20 protein-coding genes are annotated in these 22,700 nt (G+C 63.8%); 10 read left to right on the forward strand and 10 right to left on the reverse strand.

From position 1 onward, the window contains the following. Positions 1-260, forward strand: a 260-nt coding sequence (locus I6A82_RS00005) for a hypothetical protein (protein WP_232343169.1), incomplete at its 5' end; no start/stop codon positions are given. Positions 261-291: 31 nt separating this feature from the next. Here the strand turns inward: I6A82_RS00005 and I6A82_RS00010 are convergent. After that, positions 292-1,677: a hypothetical protein gene (locus tag I6A82_RS00010; protein ID WP_232343170.1), complete on the reverse strand. Its 1,386-nt coding sequence runs from the start codon at positions 1,675-1,677 to the stop codon at positions 292-294. Between the two features lie 212 nt (positions 1,678-1,889). Beyond that, on the reverse strand, positions 1,890-3,128 hold the full coding sequence (locus I6A82_RS00015) for a methyl-accepting chemotaxis protein (RefSeq protein ID WP_198093209.1): 1,239 nt from the start codon (positions 3,126-3,128) through the stop codon (positions 1,890-1,892). A gap of 373 nt (positions 3,129-3,501) precedes the next feature. Here I6A82_RS00015 and I6A82_RS00020 point away from each other — a divergent pair, with 373 nt between their 5' ends. From I6A82_RS00020 to I6A82_RS00035, 4 genes are all read left to right on the forward strand, one after another. After that, complete coding sequence (locus tag I6A82_RS00020) at positions 3,502-4,326, forward strand: hypothetical protein (protein WP_198093210.1); 825 nt, start codon at positions 3,502-3,504, stop codon at positions 4,324-4,326. 81 nt (positions 4,327-4,407) lie between these two features. Then, positions 4,408-6,459, forward strand: coding sequence for an NAD(+) synthase (locus I6A82_RS00025; RefSeq protein WP_198093211.1), 2,052 nt, complete (start codon positions 4,408-4,410; stop codon positions 6,457-6,459). A 563-nt stretch (positions 6,460-7,022) separates the two neighbouring features. Beyond that, positions 7,023-10,037 (forward strand): TonB-dependent receptor domain-containing protein, encoded by a 3,015-nt coding sequence (locus I6A82_RS00030; protein WP_198095411.1) that lies wholly within the window; start codon positions 7,023-7,025, stop codon positions 10,035-10,037. A gap of 134 nt (positions 10,038-10,171) precedes the next feature. After that, positions 10,172-10,966 carry an EAL domain-containing protein gene (locus I6A82_RS00035; RefSeq protein WP_442945032.1) on the forward strand — a complete coding sequence of 265 codons (795 nt, stop codon included), beginning with the start codon at positions 10,172-10,174 and terminating at the stop codon, positions 10,964-10,966. Positions 10,967-11,003: 37 nt separating this feature from the next. Here I6A82_RS00035 and mmsB read toward each other — a convergent pair whose 3' ends face one another. From mmsB to I6A82_RS00070, 7 genes are all read right to left on the reverse strand, one after another. Beyond that, positions 11,004-11,876 (reverse strand): 3-hydroxyisobutyrate dehydrogenase, encoded by an 873-nt coding sequence (gene mmsB, locus I6A82_RS00040; RefSeq protein WP_198093212.1) that lies wholly within the window; start codon positions 11,874-11,876, stop codon positions 11,004-11,006. A gap of 75 nt (positions 11,877-11,951) precedes the next feature. Then, the gene (locus I6A82_RS00045; RefSeq protein WP_232343172.1) at positions 11,952-12,830 is read right to left on the reverse strand and encodes an RDD family protein; all 879 of its coding nucleotides are present in this window, start codon (positions 12,828-12,830) and stop codon (positions 11,952-11,954) included. Beyond that, complete coding sequence (locus tag I6A82_RS00050; RefSeq protein ID WP_198093213.1) at positions 12,805-13,839, reverse strand: stage II sporulation protein M; 1,035 nt, start codon at positions 13,837-13,839, stop codon at positions 12,805-12,807. The genes I6A82_RS00045 and I6A82_RS00050 overlap by 26 nt, the downstream gene beginning before the upstream one ends. A 166-nt stretch (positions 13,840-14,005) precedes the next feature. Next, a complete protein-coding gene (locus tag I6A82_RS00055; RefSeq protein ID WP_198093214.1) occupies positions 14,006-15,316 on the reverse strand; it encodes a DUF58 domain-containing protein in 1,311 nt (436 codons plus the stop codon). Next, a complete protein-coding gene (locus I6A82_RS00060; RefSeq protein ID WP_198095414.1) occupies positions 15,313-16,269 on the reverse strand; it encodes an AAA family ATPase in 957 nt (318 codons plus the stop codon). The genes I6A82_RS00055 and I6A82_RS00060 overlap by 4 nt, the downstream gene beginning before the upstream one ends. Further along, positions 16,269-17,465: a DUF4350 domain-containing protein gene (locus I6A82_RS00065; RefSeq protein WP_198093215.1), complete on the reverse strand. Its 1,197-nt coding sequence runs from the start codon at positions 17,463-17,465 to the stop codon at positions 16,269-16,271. The genes I6A82_RS00060 and I6A82_RS00065 overlap by 1 nt, the downstream gene beginning before the upstream one ends. Continuing rightward, on the reverse strand, positions 17,462-18,109 hold the full coding sequence (locus I6A82_RS00070) for a hypothetical protein (protein ID WP_198093216.1): 648 nt from the start codon (positions 18,107-18,109) through the stop codon (positions 17,462-17,464). The genes I6A82_RS00065 and I6A82_RS00070 overlap by 4 nt, the downstream gene beginning before the upstream one ends. A 120-nt stretch (positions 18,110-18,229) precedes the next feature. On the opposite strand from I6A82_RS00070, the gene serS reads away from it, so the two are divergent. The 5 genes from serS to I6A82_RS00095 all read left to right on the forward strand — a co-directional run bounded on the left by serS (position 18,230) and on the right by I6A82_RS00095 (position 22,352). Further along, on the forward strand, positions 18,230-19,498 hold the full coding sequence (serS, locus tag I6A82_RS00075; RefSeq protein ID WP_198093217.1) for a serine--tRNA ligase: 1,269 nt from the start codon (positions 18,230-18,232) through the stop codon (positions 19,496-19,498). A 66-nt stretch (positions 19,499-19,564) separates the two neighbouring features. Then, the gene (pgsA, locus tag I6A82_RS00080) at positions 19,565-20,137 is read left to right on the forward strand and encodes a CDP-diacylglycerol--glycerol-3-phosphate 3-phosphatidyltransferase (RefSeq protein WP_187334464.1); all 573 of its coding nucleotides are present in this window, start codon (positions 19,565-19,567) and stop codon (positions 20,135-20,137) included. A gap of 7 nt (positions 20,138-20,144) precedes the next feature. Beyond that, complete coding sequence (gene moaD, locus I6A82_RS00085; RefSeq protein WP_198093218.1) at positions 20,145-20,390, forward strand: molybdopterin converting factor subunit 1; 246 nt, start codon at positions 20,145-20,147, stop codon at positions 20,388-20,390. Further along, complete coding sequence (locus I6A82_RS00090) at positions 20,387-20,848, forward strand: molybdenum cofactor biosynthesis protein MoaE (protein ID WP_198093219.1); 462 nt, start codon at positions 20,387-20,389, stop codon at positions 20,846-20,848. Before moaD ends, I6A82_RS00090 begins: the two co-directional genes overlap by 4 nt. Positions 20,849-20,954: 106 nt before the next feature. Next, a complete protein-coding gene (locus I6A82_RS00095) occupies positions 20,955-22,352 on the forward strand; it encodes an MATE family efflux transporter (protein WP_198093220.1) in 1,398 nt (465 codons plus the stop codon). Positions 22,353-22,370: 18 nt separating this feature from the next. On the opposite strand, the gene I6A82_RS00100 is transcribed toward I6A82_RS00095, so the two are convergent. After that, positions 22,371-22,676: a hypothetical protein gene (locus tag I6A82_RS00100; RefSeq protein ID WP_198093221.1), complete on the reverse strand. Its 306-nt coding sequence runs from the start codon at positions 22,674-22,676 to the stop codon at positions 22,371-22,373. Between the last annotated feature and the right edge of the window lie 24 nt (positions 22,677-22,700).

The following is a 22,700-nucleotide window of genomic DNA, read 5'->3' on the forward strand; positions in this document are numbered from 1 at the left end:
GGGATGGCTATGCCTATGCGGAAGGATTCAAGTCCAACCGCGTGGCACGCAAGCGCATCTTCCGCCGGATCGGCGTGCATCATGACGGCTTCTGCTATGAAGGGCTGGGGGGCAATATTTCGCCCGGCGGGGCGATGATCGGTGGCTTGTGGGACATTTTCGCACTCGTGAAACGCTCTTTGACATTGATGCCATACCGGCACCTCGTTCTCTTCGATCACGCGAGAGCGGAATTTGCCAAGCGCGTTATTAGGGGCTGATCCACAACAATCCCCCCCCCCCCCCCCCCCCTTAGAAGAAATAGCCAGCCATGATCAGGAACGACGTCTTCCAGCGGTCGTCGCCGCCTTGCGCGGCGCCGGAGACGAATTGGCCGGCGCCGACATAGGGATCGTTGCGGCCGATCAGGAATTCGGACCAGATTTTGATCCGCTGGCTGGCCTTGTCGTTCCAATAGGCGCCCAGGTTGATCCGCTGGGTATCGGCGAACCCGGCGTCGTCTTTCAGCATGTGGGTGTAGCTGCCGTACAGATTGACGGTGAACGGGAAAGCCCCGGTGTCGACGTTGCGGCCGACTTCCCCTAACAGCATCGTGCCGCGCGCGGCAATGTTGTAGGAGGAATCATAATCACCCACCGCGATCAGATCGTCGCGGCCGGGGTTGCGCGGGTTGATCGCCTGCCGTGCGGCCAGCAGCCGCAACTGGAGCGGGCGGCGCGTATCGCGCAGGCTGATCGCATAGGCGCGGCGCGATCCCTCGCAATCCGTATCGTAATTGCGCACGCGCGAGGCCCAGGCGGAGCCCGCTAGCGTCAGCGCGCCTTCCGACGAAGTGGCGAGGCGATAGCGGATGCGGCCCACGAACATATCCCGCTCGGTATTGTCGGTTGCATCGGGCACATACGGGTCCGCACGCACGATATTAACGCTGTAGCGCGCCGAATCCCGGCTGATGCCGAAACCTGCTGGCCCCGTGGTCGGGAAATATCCCGCCGTCAGATCGAGCGGCCCGTCGGAATGGCTGGCGCTGATGCCGACATTGTAGACTTCCTCCAGCCCGTAAACGAAGCCCAGGGTGTTGTACCATGAGGAGCCCCAATAACGCTCGTCGAACGGCACGGACTGGAAGCCTACGGTCACCTTGTCCTGCGGCGTCAGCTTTACCCCGGCATAGGCAAAGGAGGGAAAGCTCACCTCGCCCAGATATCCGTCATAGCCGTTGGCGCGGCTGTAGATGAAATTACCGCCGTAAAAGCGATATTCGGCAGCGCCGAATAAAGTCGGCGAATCATAGTTCAGCGTCAGGATCAGCGTATCGAACGAAAGGTGCGTGGAGGTGTAGGGATCGCCCGCTGGCCGGGCATCGTCGAACCGCACGTCGAGCCGCGCGCGAATGCCGACTGTCAGCTTCAGGCGCGCCGGTTCGGCAGCCGATGTTTCAGCGGCAGCTGATTCAGGCGCCGTGACGGGGGCCGAGGGCGCGATATCCTCGCTTACCTCCGGTTCTCCGGCCAGCTGCGGCAAATCCTGCCCGGCGCGCGGCGCGGCATCGCGAAGGTCCGGCGCCGTAGCGGTGGCCGTGATGGGCAGCAGCGAGGGGGCGGCGCCTTCCGTGGCCTGCGCGGCGATGGCAGGTGCGGCCAGACCCAGCCAGATAGTGGATGCGGCAATGCCCAAAATTCATCTCCGGCCGGCACGTCGTCGCTGCCTGAACGATCGCGATCATAGATGATTGTTCAGGACTTGCGGCGTCCCCGTCTCCCTTGGTCGGATGGGCGCCGCCGTTCGCCATTGCCCTCTCTTTTCCAGAAAATCATGCACCGATTGCAACACACCGGCCCAGTCGGATGACACGCTTCCCCCCCCTCCCAGGGAGGAGGCAGGGCAAGTCAGGCGGTGCGCTGATCCTCATACAGATGGGCGGACCGGAAACGATCCGCGCCATCCACCAGAACCGCCATCCCCTCATCCATGTTGCGGAAACGCTGCTCGGTCTCGTCCAAGGTGGTGAGGAGGGTGTTGATATCCTCGCTCACCGCAGTGATGCTATCGCGCATGGATGCCGCCGCCATCGCAGTTTCGTCGATCGTGCAGGCTACGGCGGTGACTTTCCGCTGCTGCTGCCCGGTCTTGGCCCGCACCGCTTGCGAGAGATCATTGATGCCGACGATCGAGGATTCGATCTGGCTGTTCGCGCTGGAGGACTGAGCGGCGAGCTTACGGATCCCCGCAAGATCGCTTTCCGTCTGCACTGCCGCGCCGGCAATCTGCTCGGCCAGGGATTTCACTTCTTCGGCGACCACGGCAAAGCCCCTGCCGGCATCTCCGGCCCGCGCTGCCTCGATCCGGGCGTTAAGCGACAGGAGGCGGCTTTGCGCAGCAAGCGACCGGATCCGGCCAAGCACATCGCTCGCGCTGCCGACATGGGTGACCAGTTGCTGGGAAATATGCTTACCGCTCTCGGCACTGTCGACCGCCACGCCCACCTGCGCCGTCACGCCGTCCAGATCGTCCAGCAACTTTTCGAAGACGAGTCCGATCTGACCGTTGGTCTCTGCCGCATCCGCCATTGCAAGCGCGGACTGTTCCGTGGCGGCGGAAAACTCGGTCATACGCGCGGACGCCTCGCGCGCCGCCTTCAGACCATCGGCATGTCGGCGGCCTGTCTCTTCCGTCGCACCGGCAACAGAGGAGATGGTAGACTGGACTTCGCGGTGGAAGATATCCGCCTCGGCCGCACGCTGCTCCGCCAGCGCAGCCAGGCGATGCTCCATCGTGACATCGTCATAGGTCAGGACAGCCCCTTCGCCCTCTTTCGGAAAGAAGCAGATTTTCAAGACAGTCCCATCATCATAATGATGGAAGATTTCCTTTTCTTCGCCCGACGCTTTCCAGGCCTTATGGTTCTGGAAAATATTCTCTATTCGCTCGGGCGACCATCCCACATTCTTGCCGATACAGGTCAAAAGCTTGTGCAGACCGTCACCGGGCACAATGGTTCCCGGCTCGCAGTGGAACATGGCCAGCGTCTGTGGGCTGATCAGGAGCACCACTTGTTCCTCATCGAGCACGACCACGCCGTTACTGATATGGGCAAGGGCCCGGTCCCAGATGCTCGATTGGCTCAATGCAGCGCCCCCAAAAAAAAATCGTGCCCGCAAACGGGGCGAGGGTCACAGTCGCGGATCAGGGTTAAATCGGAATTAAGAACAATCCGTTTTGCCAAGCCTGACAATGCATTGCGGGCATCCGGTACCGTTCAGCCAGAGGTGCGGCGGTGCGCAGCGATCACAATGCCCGCAACAGCAACCCAGCTCGCCCGATCGCGCATTTCATTGCGATGGACACCCACACCCGCACACAGTCCAGGCGCGGGACAGCCAGCGCGGGGCCCATTCGCGCATGCGCCAAATGGTTAATTCTGTGCTAAGCCATACCCCGAAGCGGAGTCGCTAACGGCGGGGACGGGTCCTGCCGCGCGGGTCGCGACGGAGAAGGGGCATGCGCATTTTCTTGAAATTCATGGCGGTTACCGGCGTCGTCGCGGCGTCCGCGGTAATTGCGACGCCCGCGCTGGCGGCCGATCTGGCTCCCCCCGTTGCCCCCGATGCGCCCAAACTTGGCGAAACGCTCGCGCCGACCGCGCATGGCGGCAAGGGCGGCGGACATTATCGTGGCGGATCGCGCGGCGGCTTCCGCGGTGGATATCGTGGCGGTTACAAGGGCGGCGGTCATTTCCGCGGCGGTTATCGCGGCGGCGGGCATGTTCGCGGCGGACGCACCATCTATCGCGGCGGCGGTTGGGGTGGCGGTTTTGGCGGCGGGTTCGGGGGCGGCTTCGTCGGCTGGTTCGGCGGCCCCGGTTATACGACCAGCCAGAACCTGACCTATCTCTGCTGGTACAACGGCGCCTATTATCCGCTGGAAGCCTGCAACAGCTATTTCGGCTATCAGGGTCAGCGCCGGGGCAGCTATTATTACTATTACCCGCAGGGCGCGGCCTATGGCGGCTATTACGGCCAGCCCGGCTACGCCTATGGTTATGCGCCGGGCGCGTACAGTTATGGCACCGCGCCGGGCGGCTATGGTTATTCCTACGGCTATGGCCAAAACGGATATGATGGCGGCTACTATAATCAGGGCTATTACGATCGCGGCTATGATGCGCGTTACGACAGTCGGCGTTATGAACAGCGCTATGACGATCAGCGTTATGTTGGCCGTATAAGCGATGGCTATTATGGCTATGATTATGTCGGAGCTGCGCATGATTGCTCCTGCGCTTGCAACGCCTGCGCGGCGGACGATCACCGGCACCATCGCTAAGGTCTCATGCAACTGAAAGGCCGGCGATCACGCGGAACGCAGCGCTGGCCTTTTACCCCCGCCCTCGCCTAAAGTCTTGCCATGACCGCGGACCGTTTCTATTCGCTCCACACGCACGGCTTCGTGCGCGTGGCCACCGCCACCCCCGCGGTTCGCCCCGCCGATGTGGCGTTCAACCGCGATGCGATCCTGTCCGAAGCGAAGCGCGCCGATGCCGCCGCCTGCGATCTGGTGGTCTATCCGGAGCTTTGCCTCTCCAGCTATGCGATCGACGATCTGCATCTGCAGGGCGCGCTGCTCGATGCGGTGGAGGACGCGGTGGCCGATCTGGCCGACGCGAGCGCAAGCCTCTGCCCGGTCCTTCTCATCGGCGCGCCGCTGCGCTTTCGTGGCCGCGTCTATAATTGCGCGATCGCGATTGCGCGGGGCCGCATTCTCGGCGTCATCCCCAAGAGCTTCCTACCCAATTACCGCGAATATTACGAAAAGCGCTGGTTTTCCGCCGGCCGGGATGTCGCGAACGAGGCGATGCTGCTGGCGGGCCAGACCGTTCCCTTCGGCAGCGATCTGATCTTCGAGGCGGAGGATCTGACCGGCTTCTCCTTCCACATCGAGATCTGCGAGGATTACTGGGCGCCCATCCCGCCAAGCAGCCATGCCGCGCTGGCGGGCGCAACCATCCTTACCAACCTTTCCGCCAGCAATATCACCATCGGCAAGGCGGACGAGCGGCATCTTCTCGCCCGCGCACAGAGCGCCCGCGCCGTCGCCGCTTATGCCTACAGCGCATCCGGGCCGGGCGAGAGCACCACCGATCTCGCCTGGGACGGCCAGGGCATGGTCTATGAACTGGGCGATCTGCTCACCCAGTCCACCCGCTTCGATCTGGAGCCGGAACTGTGCGTCACCGATGTCGATACGCAGCGCATCCTGAACGAGCGTGCGCGCATGCAAACATACGGCGATGCCGCCGATCATAACGCCGCCGCCGTCCAGCGCTTCCGCCGCGTGCGCTTCGCCCATGAGCCGCATTTCGTCGATCGCGGCCTCATCCGCCCCATCCGCCGCTTCCCCTTCGTGCCGAACCGGCCCGAGCATCTCGATCAGGACTGCTATGAAGCGTTCAGCATTCAGGTGGAGGGCCTGCGCCGCCGGTTCGAGGCAACGGGCGCCAAGCACCTCATCATCGGCGTGTCCGGCGGGCTCGACAGCACCCATGCGCTGATTGTTGCGGCCAAGATGTGCGACAAACTGAAGCTGCCGCGCAGCACCATCCTTGCCTTCACCATGCCCGGCTTCGCCACCGGGGAGGAGAGCAAGGGCAATGCCTGGAAGCTGATGGACGCGCTGGGTGTGAAGGCGGAGGAAATCGACATCCGCCCTGCCGCAACGCGGATGCTCGAAGATATGGGCCACCCCTTCAGCGAGGGCGAGCCGGTTTACGACGTCACCTTCGAAAATGTGCAGGCGGGCCTTCGCACCGATTATCTCTTCCGCCTGGCCGGGCAGCGGCAGGGCTTCGTGATCGGCACCGGGGACCTTAGCGAGATGGCGCTGGGCTGGTGCACCTATGGCGTGGGCGATCAGATGAGCCATTATGCCGTGAACACCGGCGTGCCCAAGACGCTGATCCAGTATCTCATCCGCTGGACCACGCGCACGGACCAGTTCGACGAGGCGACCGAAGAGGTGCTCGAAGCGATTCTGAATGCCGAAATCAGCCCCGAGCTGGTGCCTGCGGGCGAGGACGGCAAGGTCCAGAGCACGGAGGACCAGATCGGCCCCTACGCCCTGCACGATTTCTTCGTCCATCACATCGCGCGCTACGGGCAGAAGCCGAGCAAGGTCGCCTTCCTGGCCTGGCACGCCTGGCACGACGCCGAACACGGATATTGGCCGATGGGCTTTCCGGCAGATAAGCGCATGGCCTATGATCTGGCCACGATCCGCCGCTGGCTGGAGGTGTTCTGCAAGCGCTTCTACGGCTTCAGCCAATATAAGCGCTCCGCCCTTCCCAACGGCCCGAAAGTCAGCGCCGGCGGCGCGCTAAGCCCCCGCGGAGACTGGCGCGCCCCCAGCGACGCCAGCGCCAGTGTTTGGCTGAGCGAACTGCGGGACAATGTGCCGGAGTAATAATTCCGCGCCAGGGGATCGAACCGCGCCGATCGACGATTTGTCCGCGCTGCATTTTCAATAATTCGATCGGTAGCTGCGAAAGAACCGATTTCCCTTCAATCGATCCGAGCGCCCCTCCTGGCTCGATATAAAAACGGTTATGCCAATTTTACCAGGTCCATTCGGACGTCTGGATGTGAGCGACCCGAGCATCGCGCAAGAAACTCGCAGCATTTGCGGCCTGATATTGGACCGGGCGGAATGCGGGATTCACTTTCCAATTTGCCTTTTTACTAAAGCGAACGATTTAAGGGTTTTGGGCTTTGTCTGTTTATTGGCAAGTTTTTTCTAAATAGATATCAGTTACTATTTCGAGACCACTTAAGTTCCACGCAGTGAACTGTAACAAAAACAGCACAGATCACTTGGAAACGTAAAAACTCTTCTAAATTGCTTTGCTGGCAAAAAGGTTCGGTTCCAAGACCTGCAAGTTGCACACGCTCGGGCAAGAGCGGGGGCAAGCGTTAAGGAAACGGGGAACGATAGAGATTGCCCGTCTCCTTTTGAAAAGGACCACCCAAGTGAAAAATAGCTATCTCTCGGCACTGCTGCTCGGCTCGGCGCCGTTCGCACTGCTTTCCAGCCCTGCGCTGGCTCAGTCTAACCAGGCAACCACGTTGCCTTCCAACAACCAGTCGACTGCGACCAGCGCGGACGATGAAGCCGACGCCAATGACGACCAGAACACGATCGTCGTGACCGGCTCGATTTTGCGTCAGACCGATGTTGTAACGCCCTCGCCCGTCACCACGGTCACGGTTGAGAACCTGGATCAGCGCGGCATCAGCACGGTGCAGGAAGGCCTGCAGATGCTGGCCTCCAACAACGGCCCGGCGCTCACCAACAGCTTCACCGCCAATGGCGCGTTTGCAGGCGGCGCTTCTGCTGTTTCGCTTCGCGGCCTATCGACAAACAGCACGCTCGTTCTGTTCGACGGCCTGCGCGCTGCCTACTATCCGTTGGCCGATGACGGATCGCGCAACTTTGTCGATCTGAACACCATTCCTGATGATATCGTTGATCGGGTGGAAGTGCTGCGCGACGGTGCTTCGGCGGCATATGGTGCCGACGCAATCGCTGGCGTGGTCAACATTATCACGAAGCGCGAATTCAAGGGCCTGGCCGGCCGTGCAGAAGCCGGCATTTCGGAGCGCGGCGATGCCGGCGTCTACCGCCTCGGCGTGACGGTCGGTCACGGCGATCTCGCCAATGACGGCTTCAATGCCTACCTGTCCGGTTTCTACTATCGCAGCGAAAGCCTGCGCAATGCGGACCGTCCCTACCCCTTCAATTCGGACGACCTGCGCGCGCTTGGCGGCCCGAACAACACGCTGAACGGCATCGACACGGATGGAACTTTTTCTGGCCTGTCGACCGCAGCGAACTTCCTGGTTCGTCCTTACGATGCCACGAACACCACCGCCCAAGGGCGTTATGTCAATCTCGGCCCATGTTCGGCCGGCACGTTCACGACGCTCACCGACGCGCAGTTCAATAGCTCTGCCACGGCGCCGCGGCAGGTATGCAATGTCGATTATACGCAGCAATACGGCATCATCACGCCGGAAATCGAGCGCTTCGGCGGATCCGGCCGTGCCACCTTCAAATTCGGTGACACGGGCGAAGCGTATGGCGAGGTGAACTTTCAGCAAAGCACGTCCAGCTACACCGGTTTCCCCGGTGTGTTCTTCGGCAACGCACCTACGGGCATCAATTTCCCGCAGTTCTCCACCGCGAACAGTTCCGCTATCCGTGCGCCCGGTTCCTTCGCGCTCACCTTGCCGGTCTATGTCTGCGCCAGCGGCGTTGGAGATGCCAGTGGTCGGAATACTGGGTGTAATGCGACCAATGGCCGCCTGAATCCGAACAACCCGTTCGCTGCGCAGGGTCAGGTAGCTCGCCTGATCGGACGCGATCTGGATTCGCCGACGTTCAACCAGACCCGTAGCCGGGTCTATCGTGCTGCGATCGGGGTGCGCGGCGACATCACGCCCGATATTCAGTACAATATCGGCGCGACGGCCATGCACACCGATCTTCAGCGTCGGCAAGAAGGCTATGTTTACATCGCCAATTTGCTTACCGCGATCGCGCAGGGAACGTTCAATTTCGTCAATCCTTCGCAAAACACGCAGGCGCAGAACGACTTCGTGCGTCCTACCAACATCACGAATGCCAGCTCCGATCTCTATCAGCTGCAAGCGGTTGTCACGAGCCGCTTGGCGGAACTGCCTGGCGGCCCGCTTCAGCTGGGTGTTGGCGGAACGATCTATTACGAAGCGGTAGACGCGCCCAGCGGCAACCCCGATAATTTTGGGCCTACCCAGCGTTACTTCTCGCTCAACGCATTCGGCACAACCGGTGATCGTACCGTCAAGGCGGCATTTGCCGAACTTCAGGCACCGGTACTGGACATCCTGGAAGTTCAACTTGCGGGTCGCTACGACAGCTATTCCTCGGGCCAGGATTATTTCTCGCCCAAGGCAGGCTTCAAGTTCACGCCGATCCGCCAGCTCGCGATCCGCGGAACCTATTCCAAAGGCTTCCGCATTCCGTCGTTTGGTGAAGCAAACGCGCTGCCCACGACGGGTTACGTGACCAACAACGCTTCGTTGTTCAACGACGCGTATCTGGCGCAATATGGCTGCTCGGTCGCAACCTTTGCGAACTGCCCGACCTACATCCGTTCCGGTTCCTACGGCCAGACCACCTTGGCCAGCCCGAACCTGGACCCGGAAAAGTCGCGCTCGTTCACCGGCGGCGTAGTGTTCGAACCGATCCGCAATCTGTCATTCACGGTCGATTACTACAATATCAAGAAAACCGGAGCGATCACGCAGCCGAGCAACTCTCCGGCGCTTCTGGCTTACTACAACGGCCAGGCAATCCCGGCAGGCTACAACGTCATTCCCGACGCGCCTGATGTAAACTTCCCGAATGCCACGCCGCGCGTAGCCTTCGTGCAGTCGCAGCTGATCAACGCCAACACCATCCGCACTTCGGGTATCGACGGCACGATCAGCTTCAACCGGGAGTTCGGCAACGTCCGCTTCGGCAGCTATCTGGACGCCACCTACATCCTGCGGCTCGAAACCGAGTTCCCGGATGGCACGGTGGAACGTTATGATGGCACGCTGGGTAACTTCAACCTGACCGCCGGATCGGGCACGCCCAAGTTCCGCGGCACCTGGCTGAACAGCATTGAAGTGGACAATGTTCAGCTGAACGCGACGGTGAACTATTTCGATGGTTACAACCTGTCGGCTGTAGACCAGGGCACTGGATATAAAGACGGCGGCCTGAACCCCGGTTATTCGCCCACCGGCGACAATGTTCCGGAATATGTGACGGTTGACCTCGGCCTGCGCATCAAGGCGACCGACGAGTTCACGTTCACCGCGAACGTGCTGAACCTGTTCGACAACCTGCCGCCGATCGACGTCGTCACCTACGGCGCCCACCTGTACAACCCGGTTCAGGGTGGCACGGGCATTCTCGGCCGCTTCTTCAAGGCTGGTGTGCGCGTCGGCTTCTGATTGATTTCGTCACACTGACAAAGAGAGGGCGGCGCCGCGAAGTGCCGCCCTTTTTCGTTCCCGGAACAATACCGTACGACCAGTCCGAACGCGCGTTAAGAGCTTGGTGATCCTCTTTTTCTATGATCACTCTCATGGGCATTCAAAAATCTCCCGCCGCCTGCCAAGGCTGCCGCGACGGCGCTGCGCTGGACTTCGACATTTCCATGGCGTTCCAGCCGATCTTCGATGTGCAAACGGGGCGCCCGTGGGCTTTCGAGGCGCTAGTGCGCGGGCCGCAGGCGCAATCGGCCTGGTCCATTTTGGAAAAGGTTTCGGCCGAAAATCGCTACAGCTTCGATCAGCGCTGCCGTGTGGTGGCAATCGAACGCGCCGTGAAAGCCGGCATCCTGGATACCGATGCGCGGCTGTCCATCAACTTCCTGCCTAATGCCGTCTACTCGCCCAAGGCCTGCATTCAGCTGACGCTCCGCACCGCGGAAATCTGGAGCTTCCCGACGAGCCGCCTGATGTTCGAGTTCACCGAGAACGAGAAGATGGGCGATACCGCGCATGTCCGATCGATCATCGACAGCTACAAGGAAATGGGCTTCACCATCGCTATGGACGATTTCGGCGCGGGCTATTCCGGACTGAACCTGCTCGGCGAGTTCCAGACCGATGTGATCAAACTGGATATGGAGCTGGTCCGCAACATCGACCGTAGCATGCCTCGCCAGATGATCGTGGAAAGCATGGTCGCGCTGTGCAAGCGCATGGGGATCGCCGTGATCGCGGAAGGGATCGAGACCGAGGCCGAATATCGCTTCGTGCGGGACATGGGGATCGATCTGATCCAGGGCTATCTGCTGGCCAAGCCGGGCTTCGAGATGCTGCCCGAACTCCAGTGGATGGAACCGCAGCCGGTGCCACTGCGCCAGGCGAGCTGACCCCGCCCGGCGCAACCAAGCTGCTTATGCGCTCTGCTTACAGCGTGCGGATGATGCCCGAAAAGTCCTTCCGTTCGTGACCATCGTCCACGAACGCTTCGTAAAGCTCTCGCGCCTTGCTGCCCATCGGCACCTTGGCGTTCGCCGTCTCGGCCGCTTCCATGGCGAGGCGGAGATCCTTCAGCATGAGACCTGCGGCAAACCCGCCATCATAATCATTATCCGCCGGGCTTTTGGGGCCGACGCCGGGGACCGGGCAATAGCTGGTCATCGACCAGCTCTGCCCTGAGCTGACCGAGGCGATGTCGTAGAATTTCGCCGGATCGAGCTTCAGCTTTTCAGCCAGCGCAAAGGCTTCGCAGGTGGCGGCCATCGTCGCGCCCAGGATCATGTTGTTGCACATTTTGGCAGCCTGCCCGGTACCGTTGGTGCCGGCATGGATCACCGCCTTGCCCATGTCCTTCAGGATCGCTTCGGCGCGTTCGAAGCCCTCGTCCGACCCGCCGACCATGAAGGTGAGCGTGCCGCCCTCGGCCGCCGCGATGCCGCCGGATACGGGCGCGTCGACGGCGACCAGCCCCTTGCCCTCCGCCGCTTCCGCCACCGCGCGCGCGGTCTCCACGTCGATGGTGGAACAATCGATCAGCAGCGTGCCTTCCTTGGCATGCGCGAATACGCTTTCCTGATAGACCGCCTGCACATGTTTGCCGGCGGGCAGCATGGTGACCACCGCAGCGACGCCTTCCACCGCCTCCGCGGCGCTGTCCGCGATCGTACAACCCGCCGCCTTGGCCTTGGTCAGCGCCTCTTCGGACAGGTCAAAGGCTTTCACCTCATGCCCCGCCTTGGCGAGGTTCGCGGCCATCCCTCCGCCCATATTGCCGAGGCCGATGAATGCGATGGCGGTCATATGATACTCTCCGTTCGTGAAACTCTATGGGCTGCCAACGGGCGAACGCGGTGCGCGTTTCCCATTCTGCGGCGCTTACACGTCATGCTTGTCCTGCCGCCGCGTGCCGAGCAGCACCTCGCGCTCCAGATGCGCGCGAAGCCCGCGATAATAATCGGTCAGGAACTGCCGATCGTCCGGCATGGGTCCGTCATAGCCGATGCGCCGCGCGATGGCGTCCGCCACCGTCCGTTCCGCGCGCTCATCGCCGATGCGCAGCACGTCTTCCAGCTTGTGCAGTTCGTGGATGCCGTAGGAATCAAGCGCGGCCTCGGTGAATTCGTATTGAACCGCGCGTTCTTCGGCCAAATCCGCCTCACGCTTCTTCCTCGGCCGTTCGACCACCCAGGTGCCTGCCAGCAGATCGCCGATCCGCATCCTGTCCCGGTTGAGTTTCAGGAAGAAGGAGAAGCCGAGCGCCCAGAGCAATGCGGCAAGCACCGCCCAGCCATTTGCATCGCCCGTGGCGGCCATGCTGGCGATGATCATGAAGGGCAGGAACACCTCCACCTCGCGCATCAGGTTCCGCGCGATCACCTGATCGATCGACAGCGGCCCACCATCGCGTGAGACGACGCGCATGCCCATGATGCGCTTGCCCCATGTCGCAGCCTTCGGCCGCGCCTCCATCGCAATGAAATAGACCATGCGGAAGGCAAAACCCCCCAGCGCCACGGCAATCACCACCGGTTCCATTGCGCCGGCCCCGAAGGTGCCAACCGCCAGGGCCAGAAGCGCAAAAAGCGCCGCGAGCACCAGCCCGATGATTGCGAAATCGAGGATCAGCGCGATCAGGCGCGCGCTGGCGGGCGCGATAACGACACCAAGCGGCACGCCCTCCGGCGTCACCAGATCGCGCCGCCTGCGGACCGAGGAAGAGCGCCGCCGCTTACGCGCCATCGCCCCGTCCCTCATGGCCCTGTCCTTCATGATGGTGGCTTCGCACGCGCAGGAGGTAGAAGTAGCTGCACCAGCCGGCGAGCATGAAGCCGCCGATGGCATAGCGAACGGGCGTGATGGTGATCGTCTGCCGCCCGATCCCTTCGAGCAGCCCTGCGAACAGCAACATCACGACGACGCCCAGCATCGCGGCGGCGGCGCTGCGCCCGGCCTGCGCGGCGGCATCGATCCGCGATCGATCGCCGGGAAAGGCGACGGCGGTGCCGATACGCACACCCGCGGCCGCGGCGATGACGATCGCGAACAGCTCGGTCGTGCCGTGGATAAACAGCCAGCCGCCCATCTCCACGCCCAGACCCTTGGCGGCATAGACCTGCAGGAACGCGCCGATCATGCAGCCATGGTAGAGCGTCAGCAGCAAGGTTGGCAGGCAGAAGGCGAAGCCCAGCGCAAAGCACAGCACCGCCACCTGGCTGTTGTGGACGAACAGCATGACGGCAAATCCGGTGAGCATCTGTCCGCCGCCGCCATCGAACAGCATGCGGCGCATTTCCTCTGCCGGCATTTCCGGCCCGCGTCCGCTTGCCAGATCGGGCGGCACAAAGGCGGCGAACCAGCTGGGATCGCTCGCGACGAGGCCCCAGCCGATGATCGCGCCGACGAGCATCAGCAGCGCCATCGCCAGAGTCTCACGCCACAATGCGCGCACCGCGGCGGGCCAGTCGGTGAGGAAGAAACGCGCCACGCGCCCGCCGAGCCCGGCACGGTTGCCGTAGAGCCGGTAGTAACCGCGCAGGGACAGCGCCTCCAGATGCGCGATCAGCGCCTGATCGAGCGAGATGGCGCGCGCCAGCGAAAGAGAGCTGAGCGTGGCGCGGTACAGGCGCGGCAGCTGCAACAGCTCGTCTTCGGTCAGGCGGCGGGGGCCGCGCTTTTCGACGCGGTTCAGCAGTTCCTCGAACGCTTCCCAATCGGCCTCCCGCTCGGCGCGGAAGGCGGCGGCGCTCTGGATGGTGGCGGTCATAAAGTGGCCCTCCCGTCCGCCAACGACGTCATTGCGAGGAGCGCAGCGACGAAGCAATCCAGGGCCGTTGCGGCACCAGTCGATGAGGCAGCAGCGCCATCCGGCCCTGGATTGCCGCGTCGCCCTGCGGGCTCCTCGCAATGACGGGGGGCTCTAAGACAAATGTTCACAGCCGCTGCGCCTTCACGATATCGAGATAGCGGCCCACGAGCTGCGGGCCCATGTCGCGCCAATCGGCTTCCAGAACGTCCGCGCCCGTGAGCCGCAGGCGTTCGATCACCAGCTTGCGCTCGCGCAGCAGCGTGCCCGCGACGACGGCGCGCGCCACATCCTCGCTCTCCTGAGGCACCGCATCGACCACGCTTTCCAGCTCCTCGTCGCGCATGATGAGGAAGAGGACGACATGCTTGGCGGTGAGCCGCCCTACGGTGCGCAGCATCAGCTCCGCGCTCGCCGGATCGACGAAATCGGTGAAGATCACGACCAGAGACCGCCGGTCCAGCCGCGCGTCGAGACTGGTGAGGCCCAGCGTGAAATTGGTCTCTTGCGTCGAATAGTCGATGTCCGCCGCCAGCCGCTGCAGCTGCGCGAAGCTTTGCGTGCCGCGCACCGCGCCGCTGGCGATATGCGGGTGCGAATCGAAAGAAAAAAGGCGCACACCGTCCCCGGCCTTCAGCGCGACGAAGGCGGTGAGCAGCGCGGCGGCCACGGCGCGGTCGATGCGCGGCAGACCGGCCACCGGCTCGCCCATCAGCCGCCCGCTGTCGATGGCAAGGACCAGGCTGTTGGCGGTTTCCGCGCGATATTCCTTGGCGAGCAGGCGCGAATGGCGCGCGCTGCGCTTCCAGTCGATCATGCGCCGCTCCATGCCGCGCTGATAGTCGGTCAGCGCCTCGAACTCGCGGCCCTGGCCGATCAGCGGCTCCATCCGCTCACCGATCATGGCGTCGCGGCGAAGGAGCTGCATCGCATCCTCGCGCACGCGGGCCAGATCGGGCTGGATTGCGACGTTCACCTCGGGATCGATCACGCGCTGCTTCCATACGAGGCCGAGCGGCCCGCGCCAGCGCAGCCACAGGGGGCCGAGCGCGGAAAGCCCGCGCCGCGCGGCGACGAGGCGATGTATCACGCCGCCCTCCTGCTCGGTTCCGGCGAGCCGCAGTTTCGGCGCGAAACCGGCGATTTCGGCGAGCAGATCGTCATGGCCGAGCCGCGCTTCGGCAGGCCCCGAAAGCCCGCTCACCGCGATGCGCACCGGCACCTCGCCGCCCACGCCCACCGCCTGCGGCGCCCCGACGCTTGCCTCCACGCTGCGCAGGGCAGCGCCCGCCAGCGCATCGATCAGCATCAGCACGATCACCGCGCCGATCCAGACGATGGCCAGCGTCCACCAGGCGGGCACCAAAAAGGCGGCGAGCAACGCCGGCAGCGCGCCCGCCCCGGCCAGGACCACCGCCCGGCCGCTGGGATAGATCATCGCGGCGCCTCGGTTTCCTCGACCAGATCGGCAACGATCGTCTCGATATCGCGCGCGTCGATCTGCGCGGTAGGCGACAGCGTGACGCGGTGGCGCAGCGCGGGAACGGCGAGCCGTTTCACATCGTCCGGGATCACATAATCGCGCCCCTCCAGCACCGCCCGCGCCCGCGCGCCGCGCGCCAGCATCGCGCCCGAACGCGGGGACGCGCCGATGCCGATGTCCGGGCTTTCCCGCGTCGCGCGCACCAGCCGCACGATATAATCGGCGACTTCGTCCACCAGCGTCACCCGCTCCACCGTCTCCATCGCCTCGGCCAGCTTCGCGGCATCGGCCTGCGCGGTGATGCCATAATCCTGTGGCCCCTGGGACGTCGCCCCGCCGCCATGGGCGAGCACGATCGCGCGCTCCTCCGCCGCATCCGGATAGGCCAGCACATGCTTGAATAGGAACCGGTCGAGCTGCGCTTCGGGCAGCGGATAGACCCCTTGGTGTTCGATCGGGTTCTGCGTCGCGACCACGGTGAAGCGGTCCGACAGCCTGTGCGTCTCGCCGTCGAAGGTGACCGAGCGTTCCTGCATCGCCTCCAGCAACGCGGCCTGCGTCTTGGGCGGCGTGCGGTTGATCTCATCCGCCAGCAGCAGATCGCAGAACACCGGCCCCTTGGTCTGCGTGAACGTGCCGGTCTGCAGATTGTAGATGTTGGAGCCGATGATATCCCCCGGCATCAGGTCCGGCGTGAACTGGATACGGCCATAATCCAAGCCTAGCGCGGCGGCGAAACAGCGCGCGGTGAGCGTCTTGGCGGTGCCCGGCGGCCCTTCGAGCAGGATGTGCCCCCGCGCGAACAGCGCCGTCAGCATCAGATCGATCATGTCGCTCTGGCCCGTGATCGCCTTGGCGGTCTCCGCGCGGATATTCTCGGCGAGCGCCTTTACGTCGGAAATTTCCATCATCTCTGTCCTTCGATCCAGTGGGCGAGCGCTCTTGCGCGCGCATGCAATTCCTCTTCGTTCTGCGCATTCGCCACCGCATCGGCGCGGGTGGAGAAGGCGCGTTCCTCGCCTCGTCGGCCGGTGCGTGCGTCGATCCATTCGGCCAGCCGATCGCAGCTGAGCGAGGGCGGCGCGCCGAGCCGTTCGCCCGCACGCGCGCGCATCATCGCGGCGTAGCGCGGGCCGAGCCCGCCAATCCGCCCGGCGCGGCGCAGCAGGTCCGCGCTCGTTTCCACCAGCGCGCGCTTGCCCAGCGCGAACACGCGGGCGCGCTGGGCGACGGGGCCGAAGCGGTTGAACCCATGAATCAGCGCGAGCACCCCGGCGAACAGCAGGATCAGCGTCAGCGGCAGGAATGGCGGATCAAACAGAAGCTTGCCCAAATTGCGCGCACCCGCGGTAGACAGGCGCGGCGTCGCGATCAGCACCGGATCGCCGGTGTAACGCAGGTGATCCACCAGCGCGAACATCGCGCGCGCATTCGCCAGATCGTCGATCCCGGCATTGTTCATCATGTCCGGATCGGTCAGCATATAATCGCGCTCATGCTTGCCCGGTACGATCAGGCCCCGCGCAGCGCCTTTCGGTAGCCCGTCTTCCGTGTCGGCATCGCCGCGCGCTACATGCAGTTTGTCCGGCAGTGTCACCGTGACACCAAACAGATCGGTCCGCGCGCCGCCCTGCATCTCCGTGATCTTACCGGGCGCGATCGGCTCCAACAGGCTGTCCAGCGCGTCCGGCGGGAAGGTGCCCACCGCACCTACCCTCTTCTGGCTCAGGCCCATCGGCGCCACCGCCCATTTGGGCAGCACGAACAGCACCGGCTCCTCCGCATCGGCGCGGATTTCAGCGATCTCTTGCAATGCTTCCGGATTATCCTTGGCATCGACGAAGACGATCAGCAGCCCCTTCTGCCGCAAATCCATCTTGCGTGTCAGGACGCGCGTTTCCGGACCCGCCTCGCGCAGCAGCCGCACGAAACCCGAATAGCCCACCGCCATATTCGATGTGGGCGAGGCGGTGACGCCCTGCTCGCTCATCTTTTGCGGCGCGTAGCTGTTCAGCACGAACGCCAGCAGCCCCGCGATCAAGCTGATCGCGATGCCGGCAATCACCATATTGCGCGCGAATGGGTTGGCGGCTTTTTCGCTCACGCCGATCTCCAGCTTCCGGAGAAGGCGAAGCGTTCATAAGCGTCGCGCGCCTCTTTCCAGCCTTCCGCGCCCACCGGACGCCGCGCGAACAGCGCGCGCTCCGTGATCCCGGCCATCGCGCCGAACGGCTCGCGCGCCTGTTCGGGCAGGCCCGGCGCCCCGGCGATGTCGCGCGCGGTAAAGGACGGCATCAGAAAATCGGGCAGGCGGCCGGCGATATCCTCGACAGACCGGCGCAGGAGCAGATGGACCGCCTCCTCATAGCGTCCGTCCGCGGCCAGCGCTTCGGCCTCTTTCAGAAGGTGGCGCGCAGTCGCCTCCTCGGGCCGCCAAGCCTCCCCTGCCTCTTCCGGCACCTTGCTCTTCTGCCATGGCCAGCGAATTGCGACGCCCAGCAGATCGCGGGCGATCCACCAGATCACGAGCGCCGCGACCAGCGCCAGCCCGATGTAGAACAGATATGGCACCGCCGGTGCCATCCATTGCAGAAATTTGATCAGCGGCTCCAGCCAGCTGGGCGGCTCGGGCGGGACATAGGGCGGCAGATCGAACTGGATCGCATTGTCCCGGAGCAGCGCTGCATGCGCTGCCTCCAGCTGCCTGTCCTCGGCGCCCCCCGCCGCGATCACCTGCTGTGCCGCCATCGCGCCGGACCTTGGCGACGCGGCCTGCGCTTGGCAAGCGCTGGACGGGCGCACAAGCGCACTTTATGCGGGCGGGCGAAACCACGATCCGCCCAACATCGATCAAGAAGACGAACCGCCATGCTCGACATCAAACAGCTCCGCAACGATCCCGAGGGCGTGCGCGCCGCACTGGCCAAGCGCGGGGCGGACATCGACCTTGCCCCGATCCTGAAGCTGGACGAGGAAGTGCGCGCGCTCACCGGCCGCATCGACGCCGTGCAGGCGGAGCGCAACGCGATCGCCAAGGCGATGGGCCAGACAAAGGGCAAGCCGGATCCCGAAAGTATCGCCAAGGCGAGCGCGCTGAAGGCGGAAGCGGCGGATCTTGCCACCGAACAGGGCCTAATGCGCGGGCGGTTCGAGGAGGCGATGGCGGGCCTCCCCAATCTGCCCGATGCGCGCGTGCCCGAGGGCGGCAAGGAAGCCAATCGCGTCATCCGCAGCTGGGGGGAAAAGCCGGATCTGGGTGACAAGCCGCTCAGCCATCTGGAGCTGATCGAAAAGCACGGCCTCGTCGATTTCGAGCGCGGCGTGAAGATGGCGGGCAGCAATTTCTGGCTCTACACCGGCGACGGCGCGGCGATGGAATGGGCGCTGCTCGACTGGTTCAACCGCAGCCACCACCAGGACGGCTACACCTTCTTCCTGCCGCCGCATCTGCTGCTACCCGAAAGCGGCTATGGCGCGGGGCAGTTCCCCAAGTTCAAGGACGATGTCTTCCACATCCAGGTAAAGGAAGGCGGGCAGGAACGCTTCCTGCTGCCCACCGCGGAGACCGCGCTTCTTAACATTTACCGCGACGAGATTCTTCCCGCCGAAAAGCTGCCCATCAAGGCATTCGCCTACACCCCCTGCTATCGGCGCGAAGGCGGCGGTGCGCGCGCGGACGAGCGCGGCACGGTGCGCGGGCACCAGTTCAACAAGGTGGAGATGTTCCAGTTCGTCGATGAAGACCAGGGCGATGCCGCCCTGGACGAACTGCTTGGCCGCGCGGAAAGCCTGCTGCAGCAACTCGGCCTGCATTATCGCACCGTGCTGCTGGCGGCCGGAGACGTCAGCGCATCGATGGCCGTCACCTATGATGTCGAGGTGTGGATCCCCTCGATCAACGATTACAAGGAAATCAGCTCGGTCAGCTGGGCGAAGGATTATCAGGCCCGCCGTGCACGTATCCGCACGCGGGGCAAGGACGAAAAGCAGACGCGCTTCGTCCACACGCTGAACGGTTCGGGCCTGGCCACCAGCCGGCTTTTTCCGGCGATCCTGGAGCAGCACCAACAGGCGGACGGCAGCATCGCCATCCCCGAGCCCTTACGCGCCTGGATGGGCAAGGACCGGATCGGCTGACCCGCTATGCCCGGCGCCAACAAGCAAGTGACGGGCGGGCACGGCTCGGCTATCAGAGGCGGCAACATGTTATCGCTGCCCAATATTCTGACGCTATCCCGCATATTGGCGGTGCCGATCCTGGCCTTTCTGTTGTGGCCGGATTTCGAGCCGCTGGGGCTGGAGCCGCGCCGCCTCGATTATCTGATCGCTTTTGCGCTCTACTGCCTGATGGGCATCACCGATTATTTCGACGGCTATCTGGCGCGCGCCAGCGGCGCGGTGTCGCGGCTCGGCCAGTTTCTCGATCCGATCGCGGACAAGATCATGATCGCCGCCGTGATCCTGATGCTGGTCTTCACCCGCGATATTCAGGGGTACAACGTCGCCGCCGCGCTGATCATTTTGCTGCGCGAGATCATCGTGTCGGGACTGCGCGAATTCCTGTCAGGCATTCAGGTGTCCATGCCCGTCTCGCGCCTCGCCAAATGGAAGACGACGGCGCAGCTCGTCGCCTTCGGCGCGATCATCCTGGCGGGCGGTCTGCCAATGTGGACCTTCATCGGCGTTGCCGGCCTCATCCTCCTCTGGATTGCGGCGATCCTGACCCTCGTCACCGGCTGGGACTATCTGCGCCTCGGCCTCAAGCATATGGACTGATGCGCGCATGAAGCTCGTCTATTTCGCCTGGGTGCGGGAGCAAATCGGCTGCGACGAAGAACCCGCACCGGAAGGCGCCACCACGGTCGCCGAACTCGTCGAATTGCTGCGCAGCAAAGGCGGCGGCCATGCCGCGGCGCTGGCCGATGAAAGCCGCCTGCGTTTCGCGCTCGATCAGCAGATGGTGAAGGCCGATGCGGCGCTGGACGGCGCATCCGAACTCGCCATCTTTCCTCCGGTGACCGGCGGATGATCCGCATCTCCGTCCAAACCGAGCGCTTCGATCAGGGCGCGGAACTCGATGCGCTGGCGGAAACCGGCGCAGGCGCGGTGGCGAGCTTCCTCGGCGTCGTGCGCGCAGACGGCGACATCGCCTATCCGGACCGCCGCGTCGTGGCGCTGGAGCTGGAACAATATCCCGGCATGACCGAGGAGGCGCTGCGCAGCCTCGCCGAAACCGCGTCCGAGCGGTTCGATCTGACCGGCGCCGTCGTGATACACCGCATCGGCAAGCTGGAGGCTGGCGCGCCCATCGTCCTCGCCGCTGCGGCTGCCCACCACCGCGCCGCCGCGCTGGACGCCTGCGCCTTCCTGATCGACCGCCTGAAAACGGACGCCCCCTTCTGGAAGAAACAGCATTTCGCCGACGGCAGCGCCAAATGGGTGGAAGCCAAAGCCAGCGACGACGCACGCGCCGCGGGCTGGGAATGATTTTTCGCCTATAGCTCCCCTTGGCGGCAAGTCCGGAGCTGGCGGGGAAGGATAATCGAGCGGCCCCCTTCCCCCGCCTCGCTCCCTCGCCCATATGGCCATTCGCATGGCGAGCACGGGCAAACTCACGAGCGGATCGATCCGCTATCATCTGTTTCACCAGACCTGGCCCAATGTCTTCGGCGTCGCCGCCCTGATGTCGATCGGCATTATCGATGCCTATTTCGTGGGACAGGAAGGGGCAGACCAGCTCGCCGCAATCAGCTTCATCTTTCCCATCATCACCGCGCTATCGAGCCTCGGCGTCGGCGTGATCGTGGGCATCAATTCGGTGGTGAGCCGCGCGCTGGGCCGGGGCGAGCATGATCTGGCCGAAACGCGCGGGCTGCAGGGCTTCGTCATCGCCGCCATCGCAGGGCTAGGAATTGCCGCCTTGCTCTATCTCTTCCAGGGGGCGCTGTTCCGCGCGATGAATGCAGGTGAGGATCTCGCCCCGCTGATCCGCGCTTACATGACGCCCTATGCGCTGGGCTTCCCCTTCGTGATGGCGATGATGAGCCTGAACGGCATGCTGCGTGGCCAGGGTGCGGCGCTGCGCAGTTCGGCGATCCTGCTCGTCAATGCCGCGGCCAACTGGGTGCTCGATCCCATGCTGATCGCCGGATGGGGTCCGCTGCCCGGATATGGCATTGCGGGCGCGGCCTATGCCAGCGTGATCGCCTTCGGCCTGGCGGGCATCACCGCTTTCATCCTGCTGCAGACCAGCGATCTGAAGCTGCGCCTGTCGCGTTTCTCTTCCGAAGGCTGGAGCGAGGGCGTGCGCGCGCTGGTGCGCGTGGGCGGCCCCGCTGCAATATCGAACAGCATCAACCCCATCGGCCTTGCCGTGCTCACCGGCTTCCTCGCCACCTACGGCAAAGATGCGGTGGCAGGCTATGGCGCGGCCGGGCGGCTGCAGAGCTTTGCCGTGGTGCCCTTGCTGGCGCTGTCCGGTTCGATCGGCGCGATCGTCGGGCAGAACTGGGGCGCAGAGCAGGAAGGCCGCGCGCGCAAGGCGCTGCTTTATGCGGTGGGCTTCGCAGTGGCCTATGGCACTGCGATCGCCGCGATCCTGGTGATCTTCGCGCGGACCTTTGCCGGGTTGTTCTCGGACAGCGCACCGGTGGTGGATGCCGCGGCGCATTATCTCGTTATCGCCGCCTGGGGATATGGCCTCTACGGCGCGCTGATCGTGTCCAACGGCGCGCTCAACGCGATCGACAAGGCGTCCAGTGCGCTGATGGTTTCGGTCGGCCGGGTATTGCTGGTGATGGTGCCGGCCGCCTGGGCGCTGGGCGCGGCCTTCGGCCAGGGCGGTGTGTTCGGGGCGGAGCTGGCCGCGAACCTCATCGGCGGATCGATCGCCTTCTGGATCGCTTACCGCGTCCTGCGCGGCGGCGCGGAAAAGGAAAGGGCGCGCTCGGCCAATGCCGGCGCGCCCTCCAATGTCCAAGCGGCCGAGTGACGGCCGGTCGGGGATGAATCAGTCGGCCTTGGCTTCGGCGGTCGACTCATTCTGCACATCGGCTTCGGCTTCGTGCGCAGCCTGATCCGTTTCGGCAGCGGCGTGGTCGGCGCTGTTTTCGACAGCGTTGCCGGCCTGATCCAGCTGATCGCCGGCTTCGTTCACGCCCGCTTCCACGGCATTGCCAGCGGCGTCGGCATTGGCTTCAACGTCGTTGCCCATGGAGTCGACGGCTTCGCCGGTCTTGTCCTGAGTTTCCTGCGAGCAAGCCGAGAGACCAAGCGCGGCGGTCGCAATCAGACCGGAGATAATGATCTTACGCATTCAATGATTCCTTCGGTAATGTAT

The sequence above is a fragment of the Novosphingopyxis sp. YJ-S2-01 genome (genome assembly GCF_016093175.1).
In the GTDB taxonomy this organism is placed as follows: Bacteria; Pseudomonadota; Alphaproteobacteria; order Sphingomonadales; family Sphingomonadaceae; genus Novosphingopyxis; species Novosphingopyxis iocasae.